The sequence below is a fragment of the uncultured Helcococcus sp. genome (assembly GCF_946998255.1).
Lineage (GTDB): Bacteria > Bacillota > Clostridia > Tissierellales > Peptoniphilaceae > Helcococcus.
This window is the reverse complement of the sequence record NZ_CAMPYN010000038.1, coordinates 1-12,387: the sequence shown is the minus strand read 5'-3', so window position 1 is coordinate 12,387 and position 12,387 is coordinate 1. Positions and strand designations below refer to the sequence as shown.

Annotated in this window: 7 protein-coding genes; all 7 read left to right on the top strand. The window is 33.0% G+C overall.

The annotated features are described in order from the left end of the window. Positions 1–750: trigger factor (gene tig / locus Q0U66_RS04245; protein ID WP_297377788.1), on the top strand; the 750-nt coding region annotated here is incomplete at its 5' end. 65 nt (positions 751–815) lie between these two features. Further along, a complete protein-coding gene (gene clpP, locus Q0U66_RS04240; RefSeq protein WP_103981803.1) occupies positions 816–1,406 on the top strand; it encodes an ATP-dependent Clp endopeptidase proteolytic subunit ClpP in 591 nt (196 codons plus the stop codon). Further along, positions 1,406–2,623, top strand: a complete 1,218-nt coding sequence (gene clpX / locus Q0U66_RS04235; RefSeq protein WP_297377785.1) for an ATP-dependent Clp protease ATP-binding subunit ClpX — start codon at positions 1,406–1,408, stop codon at positions 2,621–2,623. Before clpP ends, clpX begins: the two co-directional genes overlap by 1 nt. Positions 2,624–2,665: 42 nt before the next feature. Continuing rightward, positions 2,666–5,011 (top strand): endopeptidase La, encoded by a 2,346-nt coding sequence (lon, locus tag Q0U66_RS04230; RefSeq protein ID WP_297377783.1) that lies wholly within the window; start codon positions 2,666–2,668, stop codon positions 5,009–5,011. Beyond that, entirely contained in the window at positions 5,001–5,585 is a 585-nt protein-coding gene (gene yihA, locus Q0U66_RS04225; RefSeq protein ID WP_297377782.1) for a ribosome biogenesis GTP-binding protein YihA/YsxC, read from the top strand. Before lon ends, yihA begins: the two co-directional genes overlap by 11 nt. 171 nt (positions 5,586–5,756) lie before the next feature. Then, complete coding sequence (locus Q0U66_RS04220) at positions 5,757–12,059, top strand: hypothetical protein (protein ID WP_297377780.1); 6,303 nt, start codon at positions 5,757–5,759, stop codon at positions 12,057–12,059. Between the two features lie 89 nt (positions 12,060–12,148). Next, positions 12,149–12,387, top strand: a 239-nt coding sequence (locus Q0U66_RS04215) for a hypothetical protein (protein WP_297377778.1), incomplete at its 3' end; no start/stop codon positions are given.

Here is a 12,387-nt window from a genome sequence, read left to right as displayed (position 1 = left end):
CCAGGTTTTGAAGAAGGTCTAGTAGGCAAAGAAAAGGGACAAGAAGTTGATTTAGAATTGACATTCCCAGAAGAATACCAAGCTGAAGACTTAGCTGGTCAAGAAGTTGTTTTCAAGGTAAAGATAAATGAAATTACAGAAGAAATCTTACCAGAAGTTGATGATGACTTTGTAATGGATGTTTCCGAATTTGATACCCTTGATGAATACAAGGCTTCAATTAGAAAAGATCTTGAAGAACAAGTTAAGAAAAACAATGAAATTGTAGTAGAAAATAGAGTTTTAGAAGAAGCTTTAGCAAGAACTCCGTTTGACTTACCAGAAGCTATGATTGACCTACAATTAGAAGATGAAATGCATGAATATGAACACCAACTAAGCCACATGGGACTAGATTTAAATACCTACTTAAGTATTACAGGCCAAGACTTAGATGATATTCGTGAACAATTAAAAGAAAGAGCTGAAGACAAGGTAAGAGTACAAGTACTTTTAGACAAATTAGTTGAAGAAAATGACTATGAAGTTAGCTCCGAAGAAATCGAAGCTGAATACGATGATGCTTTAGAACAATACGGCAGAAAAGATGATGAAGAATTCAAGAAGATGATGAAAGAACAAGTTGGTGAAGACCAAATTAAAGCAATTCTTCAAAGAAGAAAAGCTGTAGAAGACTTGAAATCCAACGTTGTTTTCGTAGAAGCTAAAGAAGAAACTGTAGAAGATACAGAAGAAAACGAAGAAGAATAAGATAAATAATTATTGATTTTCCCAGAGTTGTATAATTCTGGGAAATTCTAAAATAGGAGGTAAATATGACATTAGTACCTACAGTTGTTGAATCAAGTAGCAAGGGTGAAAGAGCCTTTGATATTTATTCAAGATTACTAAGAGAAAGAATAGTATTTTTAACAGGTGAAGTTAATGATCAAGTAGCTAACACAATAGTGGCTCAATTACTACTTTTAGAATTTGAAGATCCAGACAAGGATATACAATTTTATATAAATTCTCCAGGAGGGTCTGTAACTGCAGGAATGGCAATATATGATACTATGCAATATATTAAACCAGATGTTTCAACCATAGTTATAGGGCAAGCTGCAAGTATGGGAGCTTTACTATTGACATCAGGTGCAAAAGGTAAAAGATTTGCCTTACCAAATTCTTCAGTTATGATTCACCAACCTTTAGGTGGAGCCCAAGGTCAAGCAACAGACATTGGTATAGTAGCTGAACAAATATTAAAAATTAGAGAAAAACTAAACAAGATTATTTCTGACACAACAGGTAAAGATATAGAACAAGTTAGAATAGATACTGAAAGAGATAAATACCTTACAGCTGAAGAAGCTAAAGACTACGGTTTAGTAGACAAGGTAATTGTAAGTCACAAGGAGATTTAATGTCAGACTACAATGATTTCGAAAGAATACATTGTTCTTTTTGTGGTAAGACAGACAAAGATGTAAAAAGGTTGATAGCAGGTCCAGGAAACATATATATTTGTAATGAATGTATAGACCTATGTAAGGATATAATAGATGAAGAAGATGAAGTCTTATTTGAGGCTGAATTTGAAAATCTACCTACTCCTAGGGAAATAAAAGACCAATTAGACTCATATGTTATTGACCAAGACAAGGCGAAAAAGACCTTGGCTGTCGCAGTCTATAACCACTATAAGAGAATTAAAAATAAGAACAATACTGATACAGAAATACAAAAATCAAATATATTATTAGTTGGACCAACAGGTTCAGGTAAAACCTTATTGGCTCAAACTATGGCCAAGATATTAGATGTTCCTTTTGCTATAGCTGATGCAACATCATTGACTGAAGCGGGATATGTTGGGGAAGACGTGGAAAATGTCATCCTTAAACTTGTCCAAGCTGCTAACTATGATATTGAAAAGGCTCAAAGAGGAATCATATATATAGACGAAATAGACAAAATCACTAGAAAAGCTGAAAATATGTCTATCACTAGAGATGTATCTGGTGAAGGTGTCCAACAAGCCCTATTAAAATTAATTGAAGGGAGCACTGCTAATGTTCCACCAAAAGGCGGAAGAAAACACCCAAACCAAGAATACATCCAGGTAGATACTACCGACATCTTATTTATAGTTGGTGGGGCCTTTGAAGGTTTAGAAAAAGTTATTGAAACTAGGACTGATACATCTTCAATTGGATTTGGTGCGAAAATAGATAGAAAATCAAGTGACAGGTCTGAAGTTATGGATAAAATCTTACCAAAGGACCTAGTCAAATTTGGTTTAATTCCAGAGTTTATAGGAAGAATTCCAATAATAGTTACTCTAAATGAGCTTAATGAAGAAGCTCTTGTAAAGATACTTACGGAGCCAAAAAATGCTCTTATTAAGCAATACCAGGAATTGTTTAGGTTAGATGGGGTAGAATTAATTTTTGAAGAAGGTTCAATTGAAGAAATAGCTAAGTTAGCTATTGAAAGAAATACAGGTGCAAGAGGGCTAAGAGCCATACTTGAAGATAGGTTGTTAGAAATTATGTTTGATATACCAAGTCAAGATAAAATCAAACAAGTTAAGGTTACAGTAGAAACCATAAGAGATAACAAACCTCCTATCTTAGTATAGGAGCTTAGCTCTTATACTTTTACTAGTAAGCTAGGAGGATAGATGAAAGAAAAATATATGCTAAGGGAAGAAAGTCTACCCTTGATCGCTCTTAGGGGGATATGGATACTACCTGGCATGACTATGAGTTTTGATATAGGAAGAGAATTTAGCGTAAGAGCTTTAGAATCAGCTTTTGCAAGAAATTCTTTAATCTTTGTATCTAGCCAAAGAGATCCTATGGAAGAGGATGTAGATATAGAAAATATCTATTCTATGGGGGTTGTCTGCAAGATTAACGAATCTGTTAAATTACCTGACGATTCCTATAGAGTTATTATTGAAGGTCTAGACAGGGGACAAATTAAAAATAGTAAAGAAGAAAATGGATATATAGAAGTTGAAATAGATAGATACTTATATGAATCAGACGAAGGTGATAACGATTTAGAAGCCTTGAAAAGAACGGCTATAGAATACTTTGAAAAATATATGTCCTTCAAAAAAGACATCCCTCAAGAGTTATTATTAAATATAAAATTTGAACAAGATTATTCTAAGTTAGCTGATAGTTTGATTTCTTACCTAGATCCAAACCCTGAACTAGTCCAAGAAGTACTTGAAGAATTAGATGTAAATAAAAGACTTATCAAAGTTTTAAATGTGTTATCTAAAGAAATCGATATTTTAACCATGAAGGATGACCTTAATAGCCAGGTAAATATTAGACTAAATAAGTCTCAAAGAGAATATTTCTTAAGAGAACAATTAAATGTAATAAAAGAAGAATTAGAAGAAACAGAGGCTGGCGGCAAGACTTATCAAGAAAAATACAAGGAAGATATTGAAAATCTCCCTATAGAAAAGGAATATAAGGCCCATCTTCTAAAAGAATTGGATAGGCTAGACTATATAAGCGGGGCATCTCCAGAATCTAACCTTATAAGGACCTATCTAGAAAATATTTTTGAAATACCCTTTGGTAAGTATTCTGAAGATGAGATAGATATCAATAAATCCAGAGAAATTTTAGACAAAGACCACTATGGTATGGAAGATGTAAAAAAAAGAATCTTGGAGTTTTTAGCTGTAAGGAAGCTTAAAGGAGATATGAAAGGTTCTATTCTTTGCCTTGTAGGCCCTCCGGGAGTTGGTAAAACTTCTATTGTAAAGGCTGTGGCTGAATCCATGAATAGAGAATATGTGTCTATGAGGCTTGGTGGGGTTTCTGATGAGAGTGAAATAAGAGGTCATAGAAAAACCTATATCGGTGCCATGCCTGGTAGGATAATAAGCTCCTTACAAAGGATAAGTACTTTAAATCCGGTGTTTTTACTTGATGAAATAGATAAATTATCAAGTGATTACAGAGCTGACCCATCCTCTGCCTTGTTGGAAGTATTGGATCCAAACCAAAATGATAAGTTTTTGGATAGGTATATTGAAATACCTGTAGACCTATCTAAAGTAATGTTTGTAACAACAGCTAATGATGTTTCAACTATTCCAAGACCCTTGTTAGATAGGATGGAAATAATTGAATTGAGTGGTTATAGTGAATATGACAAGTTTAAAATAGCTAAAAAATTCTTACTTCCTAAGCAATTAGAAGCCCATGGTTTGAAAAGTAGCCAGGTGAAAGTTTCTGATACTGTATTAAAACTTGCAATTAAAAACTATACTAGAGAATCTGGTGTACGTAATTTAGAAAGGCAATTAGCTAAATTGTCTAGAAGAGCAGCCATGGAAATTATAAAGGGCGCAGAAAAAGTAAATATTTCAATAAGAAATTATAAGGACTTTTTAGGCAGGGAAAAGTATTTAGATGATGAAATTGTAAAATCACCAGAAGTTGGAGTTGTTACAGGTCTAGCTTGGACCCAAGTTGGTGGGGAGTTGCTTCAAATAGAAGTGAACACCATGAAGGGTAAAGGTAAGTTACAATTAACAGGATCTCTTGGTGATGTCATGAAAGAATCTGCCATGGCGGCCTTATCCTATATAAGGGCCAACCAAGAAAAGTTTTCTTTAGATAGTAAAATCTTTGAAGAAAGAGATATCCATGTTCATGTACCTGAAGGAGCTACTCCAAAGGATGGTCCTTCAGCGGGTATCACCATGACTACAGGAATTGTATCAGCCCTTACCAATAAAAAGATAAGGCAAGATATTGCTATGACAGGTGAGGTTACAATTAGAGGTAAGGTATTGCCTATAGGTGGCCTAAAAGAAAAAGCCTTAGCTGCCTTGAGATATGGTATAAAAAATATAATTATTCCTAAGCAAAATGAAAAAGATCTAGAAGATATACCTGAAGAAGCAAGAAAAGAAATTACATTCTACCCAGTAAAAGAAGTAGAAGAGGTATTAGAACTAGCCCTTTTAGAAGGAGAAGACCATGAAGATTAAAAATCCAAGTCTTGAAAAAATAGCAGTAAAAAAAGAACAATATCCTCATCCGAACTTAAGTGAAATTGCCCTGGCAGGAAGGTCAAATGTAGGGAAATCATCTTTGATAAATTCTCTAGTGAACAGGAAAAATCTTGCTAGGACATCTTCAAAACCAGGAAAGACAAGGACTATAAACTTCTACAACATTGATGATAAGTTTAGACTAGTAGACCTTCCTGGCTATGGTTATGCCGCTGTTTCAAAGTCTGAAAAAGATGATTGGGGACAAATCATAGAAGGCTACCTATATGACAGGGAAAATTTAAGAGAAGTATTTTTACTTGTAGATATAAGGCACGAGCCAACGGACAATGACTTGATGATGTATAACTGGATAAAGGATATGGGTTTTTCAGGTTACGTAATAGCTACCAAGCTAGATAAAATCGGAAAATCAAAGCTACAACAATATATAAAAGTCATCGCAAATAAACTAGACATAGAAGATAGGAAAAAAATAATCTACTATTCTGCAGAAACTAAAGAAAATAGGGATTATATTTACAAGTTAATAGGTGAAATACTAGGATAAAACAAGAGTCCACCAGTTTAATACTGAGGGACTCTTGTTTTTAAAATATTTATTTATTAATTTATAATTAAAATTGCAAAAAAACATATATATTGTATGATATATATGTAACGTATTATAGGGAAAATCATGATAGATACTCTATCATAAAAATAAATAAATGGGGGAGACATGAATAAAAAAGAAACAAATAAAAAAGATATCAAGCGATATCTTATACCAGGTGCCCTAGGTCTGGTATTAGTATTTCGTGTACCTGTTGCAAATGCTTCAGGCGACACAGGTTTAAGCAATGAGATTGTGGTAGAAGCACCTGCAACAATCAATCAAGTAGAGCCAAAAAGATATGTGGCTGAGCCAAGATCATTAGAAGATGAAAATCAAGTAAATGATCAAACAGACTTAGCTGAAAACAAAGAGGAAGACAAGGAAAAGGATAAGGGTGACCAAATAAAGGTTGAAAAAAATACAAATCCGAACACCCTTGAAGATAATGCTCTGTCGTTAGAAGATTTAGAAGCTAATGAAAAAGAAGCAGATAAGTACATAATTACAAATGAAACAGGAGAAATCCACGTAGAAGAAAATACTACACCAAACTACGTAGGTGAAAGTGAAAAAGACTTCTTAGATTTCTTAACCAACAAAGAAGATGAAGAAAAAATAGTTGATAATGTGGTAGAAGAGTCTAAAGAAGATGAAATATCCAAAGAGGATTCAGGCAGACTACCAAACAAATATGAAGATGAAAATTACAACAAAAATTACCAAGACCATGCAATAGAAGATGAGCATAACTATACTCCAAAAAGATACAAAGAGTATACAGACAAAGAAATAGAAGAAGAATTTGCGAAATATCGTGAAAATATGTCTGACTATGCTAAGAACAAGGAATGGATCAAGAAGTTAAAAGATGAACAGTTAATAGAAATACCTACATCAACAACTTATGATAATTATCTAGAGTACAATATACGTACTGAGGATGGTTATTATAAATCTGATTCAATAAACTATTTCGGAGATATAGAATTTAAAGAATATTATGATGAGAATGGTAAAAAGTTTACAGATATATATATACCAGGAAAAGATTTACACATAAAAGGACAAACTAACTTTAACAACTACTCCCATGATCTAGCTGAAAATTTAGATCCAAAGATTCAAGAAGACTTAAAATTTGATAAGGTGCCATATCTATCAGACTCTTATATGAATTTTGAAGTATTGACAGTACATGCTCCTAAAAAAGTATTTACAAGCAAAGGATTTAAAGTTACAGAAATAGCTAAAGATGTTTATGAATATGAAAATCTAGATGATGGTAAAAAATATATATATCGAGATTATAATGCGCGTATTATAAACGATATTCAAGAAGGGCAATACTTATCTTTTACTGAAACAAATAAATATATATCAGTAAAAGGATTTGAAAAACAAGAACATGAGGATGGCACGTTCACTTACACCAATCTTGATGATGGAAAAATATTTGATTCCAAAGATTTCTCTTATTCGTACGTGGGCAAAAAATATAGAGGAATTGAAGAAGTTGAATTTACCGATTATGTAAAATATTTTACACTTGACAATGGTGAAAAAATCTATTCTTACAATGGGTTTGAAGTTAATAAAGACAGTGAAGGAAAATTCGTTGTTAAAAATTTAGATGATAACAAGACATATACAAACTCAAGTTTTGAAGAAGATTTAACTAGAGATAAATATGTAGTTAAAGATAAGTTAAATAACAAATATAATTTCTTAGATTCTACAAATGCTCCTGCGCACAATTTAAGTCAGACTGTAGGAGGCATTGACTTAGCTGCTATTAATAAATTATATGACCAAGTAGTATCTGATTATATCGATAAAAACAATATACAAATTTCTGCTGAAGAGAGAAAATCATTATCAGGATATATACGTGAATTTGGATACCAAGATATGAAGAGTAACCTTACAGAAGACCAAGGATATATTTCAATATCACCAAAAGGTTACGCTCAGCAAAATGAAGATGGGTCATACAAATATAAATTCAATATATCTTCACAAAGCGTCACATCTTCGGACCATGGACAAACTGTACGTGGTGGAGAAATTTTACTACCAGCATTTGCTAAAAATGTAAGATTTAAATTAGTAGGTACTCAAACTGCACGCACTAATGAAGATGGAAGTATAACATACACTAATACTGATGTAGATGTAAACTTACCAATCATGTCAAGTAGAGATTACTATAGACTCGATGAAGATTATACATTATATTACGATGAATCTAAAAATCCATTCACCATAGTAGAAGAAGGTGGAATGGAATGGTTAGTAGGTAAAGATTCTAATGGAAATGCTTATTATAGCGAAGCAAAAATAAAAGACCTTTTAGAAAAAGAAAATAAGACTGAGAAAGAAGAAAAATCTCTAAAGCAAGGATTAGAAAGAGCTAAAAAAGATATAGCAAGATTTAAAGAAATTCAAAACAATCCAAAAAGACAAAAGGAATTGCAAGAAATTAAAAATCGTGATTATACTATATTTGGAAAATTTGATGCCTATGCAAACAATCTTGAAGGAAAAGATGAGCTACCCCTATTTATAGTTCAAGCTGACCACAACCATAGAAATGGCTCAGGACTTGGATCTGCTTATTCTATAGAATCGTGGAGAGTCGATAATCTTGATACTTTTAGCTATGGAGCTGCTGACATAGATTTTCAATCATATAATTTCGGTAGTAGTGTACATGGTCCAATAGCCATGGAAGTAGAGTTTGATGTAGATGAAGATATAGTAAGGAAATCTCCTAACATTGCTATCAGTGGACAATTTATGTGGAAGTGTTCCCAAGAAGGTGGTGGATCAGGGTCCTACGAAGAGGGCTGTCAATCACTTCAAGAATATGACTGGGCAAGGCTATTTGGGTTTGGTTTCTTTGGATTACCGGAAGGATTTGATTATACAGTTGATGACTTAAACCTAATTAAAGAAACTAGAAAATATACTAAATATATTGTATCTAATCCAGAGTTAATCAAGCCTGGTATGTTTGATATTAATGGCTTATATACTCATAGGACTGTATCACCAACTGAATATACTGGTGACAAATTCAACATTGGTAGAGATATAGGTAAAAAAGATGGTGGCTATGCTAACACATTTACCCTTAATAGAAATAAAGTTGTTGAATACCACGCAAACTATGGAAAAGGCGAAATTGTAGATATCGGAGTTCAAATAGCTAATGGATATGGAAGATATGGTGATTACAGGGTAAATAATAAAGACTTTTACGACCAATATATAGATGAAGCTATAGAATGGTCTAATAAAAATCCAGACACTAAAAAAGTTGATAGATACGATTTATTGAGCGATAATGTTCATGCTCTAACTGACAATGGTTTATCTGGTATTGGAGGAAACATTGCTGCTGGTAGAGGTGGTGTAGATGTAACCCCAATAGGTGGAGCTGTACAAAATGAAGATGGTTCATGGACCTACGAGTATCAAGTAAGTGTGAGACCACACCATTCATCAGACCACAAGATGACTGCAAATACATTTTCTATAGTCTTACCAAAATATGCTAAAAATCCTACATTTGAATTGATTGGAGCTGGAATAGATAGCTTTGGGTATTATGATTCAAACAAAGATAGAGTAGAAGAGTTAGATAATTTAGAAGATAAATTATTGTCTATGAAGCTTGAAAATGATATAAGATTTATCGAAAAATATCCTGATTTTATTGAAGAATACCTAAAAGGAAATAGAGAACTGGGTTATCGTGATGAATATAATATATTATTTAAAGAACTAATTTCAGATTTAGCTAAAGGTGAAAATTCTATCAATAAAAACTATTATTTAGAAAAATATAGAAATATATTTGAGGAATATGGTAGAGACTGGACGTGGGGATTGCATAACATCCAATACGAAAATGTAAATGTAGAACTTGGCCAAGTAAACTTTAGCGATTTATTGAAACCAAGTGCTGAAGATTTAGAAAAGGCAAATAAAGAGTATGATGCTTTATATAAAGAATATCTTGATGCATGGAAAGATGCAGGAGTACGTAGTGAATTAGAAAAGTGGCAGTCGGGAAGACTTAATAAAGTAAGAGAAAGTCTAGTAAACGAGTACTATGCTAAGTTTTATGAACTTATGCTAAAAATAAGAACGAATGCTACACCTTTAACCTGGGCGGATAAACTTGAAGGCAAAACCAGATTAGAAAATGTAATGGTAAGGGCAAATAATGACGAAGAGGCAAACTTCCTACTAGGAACAGAAAACCAATCATATGAAAATCTTCAAGCCTATGCCTTCTTTACTGAAACACCAGCTGTATCTGGTATACGTGTTAAATTTAATGTAGATGAAGATATTGTAAAGAAAACACCATACATGGCTATCGACTCTAGACTAATTTGGAATAATAACCGAGAAGGTGGTTTTGGTCCATTTGCTATAAGACCAGAAGCAATGAGTCAATATAGACCAAAGATTGCTGTTGATAAAGACGGTAATCCGGTTTCCCTAAAAGACTATGATGAAAGTAAAGGCCATAGAAAAACACAATTTAGATTTGTTGAACATCCAGAACTAATTAAAGCAGACATGTTTGATATACATGGATTATATGGGGATGCAACAGTAGATGTTACAAGATATTCAGGATATTGGCATGACATTTCTGAAGATATGGAACATTGGGGTGTTAAATATAACGACACAAATAGAAGACCATTTGATTATGTAAGACTTTATAATCTACACGCTGACATAGCAGTTACACATTTATCTCCAGCTAACGAAGACTATGCAGATATAGCTGCAGCAGGGCCTTCAGCAGATGTAAATATCAAACGTAGTTTAGGTATTAAGAAAGAATGGATAAAATTAAACGAACACCATGACATACCAAAAGAAATCACAGTAGTAGTATCAGATATCTTTGGAAACAAGGAAGAAATCAAATTAAATGAAGAAAATGGTTACCAAGCAAAAATTGATGCAGACCATTATCTAGACTATTACATGATTGAAGAAAAAGATATAGTAAGAAATGAAGCTTTATTTAATGAAGTTTACGAAACAAATCCAGCTGATGTAAGTGGAAAGATCCACCGTAGACAAACAACTAAAGATGCTGTTCATCGTTACTATAACCCATTCTTAAATAGCTACTTAGATGGCTATGATCTAATAGGAAATGCTGAATTAACCACATATATTAAATCATTACTTGAAAGAGACAATTACGCAAGCCTATCACCATATAGCGTAGTTGGCATATATGAAAAGGTAAATGCAGATGGAACAAAAACCTATTATGATAGGGAAGGTAATGAAGTAACAAGCCCATATGATTTCACAAGCCCATACTATAACCACTATGAGTTTAAGGATAAAGATGGAAAATCAAGATACCTATATTCATATAAACGTTATGTTGGAGAAACAACTAGAGTTGTAGATACAAATGTTTCATTTGATCAATATGACAAGACAAATAGAAGTACTAACCATAGATACCTAGAAACACTAGCAAATAGTGGTAAGTATGAAATAAATGCGATCATAGAAGATGATAAGGGTAACAAGAGACAAGCTAAATTAAGCTTAGAAAATGGTTACTACATCGGTTTAGGTGAAAATGAAAGAATAGTAGCCTACACAATGAGACCACTAGATCAAAATAAATTTAACCTATATGACAAACATGAAAACTACAGTTTGAAATTTACCAACACTTATACAGGTGAAGAAATTGATGTAGACATGATTTGGAGATTAAATGATTTAGACTCAAATAGAAAAGCTGATCAAAGCATTGAAAAACCAAGCCTTGAAGATCTATTAGCAAATGCTAAATTAGATGAAAATGGAAGATTAGTAGGTGCAAGCCATAGTGAACTAAACACCATAAAGAGAAACTTGATAGAACAAATCATAAAAGGAAACTACAAGTTAGAATACCCATTAGACAATGGTGAAAATATCTATAACCCAGCTGACAAACATGATGTTGAAAGATGGGGAGGAAGATTAATAAGGGTAGAAGGAAATGTAGTGATAATCCCACGTGGTGTAGATGTTGAGTTGGTAAGAGAAGTAGAGTTTGTAAACTCAAGTCACTTCTTAAATTATCCAGATGCAGATAGATATATCAGCTATGAAACAACAGCAAACTATGAACACTATCCAGTTCTTAAGATAACAAGGCTTGAAGAACCAGTAGTAGAAGTTCCTGAAATAGAAGAGCCAGAAGTAGAAAAACCAGAAATAGTGGAAGTTGTAGAAGAACCAGAAGTGGTTGTAGAAAAACCAGTGATGCCAAAACACAACAATCCAAAGACGGGTGTTTTAGCTCCAACAGGATTCATTTCAACCCTACTTGCTTCAATAGCTGGAATATTTGTTTCTAAAAAGAAAAAGGAAGATGAATAAAATTTGTTCAATATGGGATATCTTTTGATATCCTATATTGGCAAAAATACATAAGTGTGATATTATCTTATGTATAAAGGGAGGATAAAATGAATAGAAATAAACTTAAAAAACTTCTAATACCAGGAGTTTTAGCCTTAGTATTAGTAAGTCAACCTCTAGTAGCAAATGCTGCAGAAGAGGAAAAACAAGCATCAAGTTTAGATTCTAAGCAAGAAACAGTAGTAGATACTGTAAAGGTTGAAGAAAACCAAGCAGAAGAAACTACTGAAGAAACTGCAAAAGACCAAACAGTGGAAGAAACTACTGAAAAAACTGCAAAAGACCA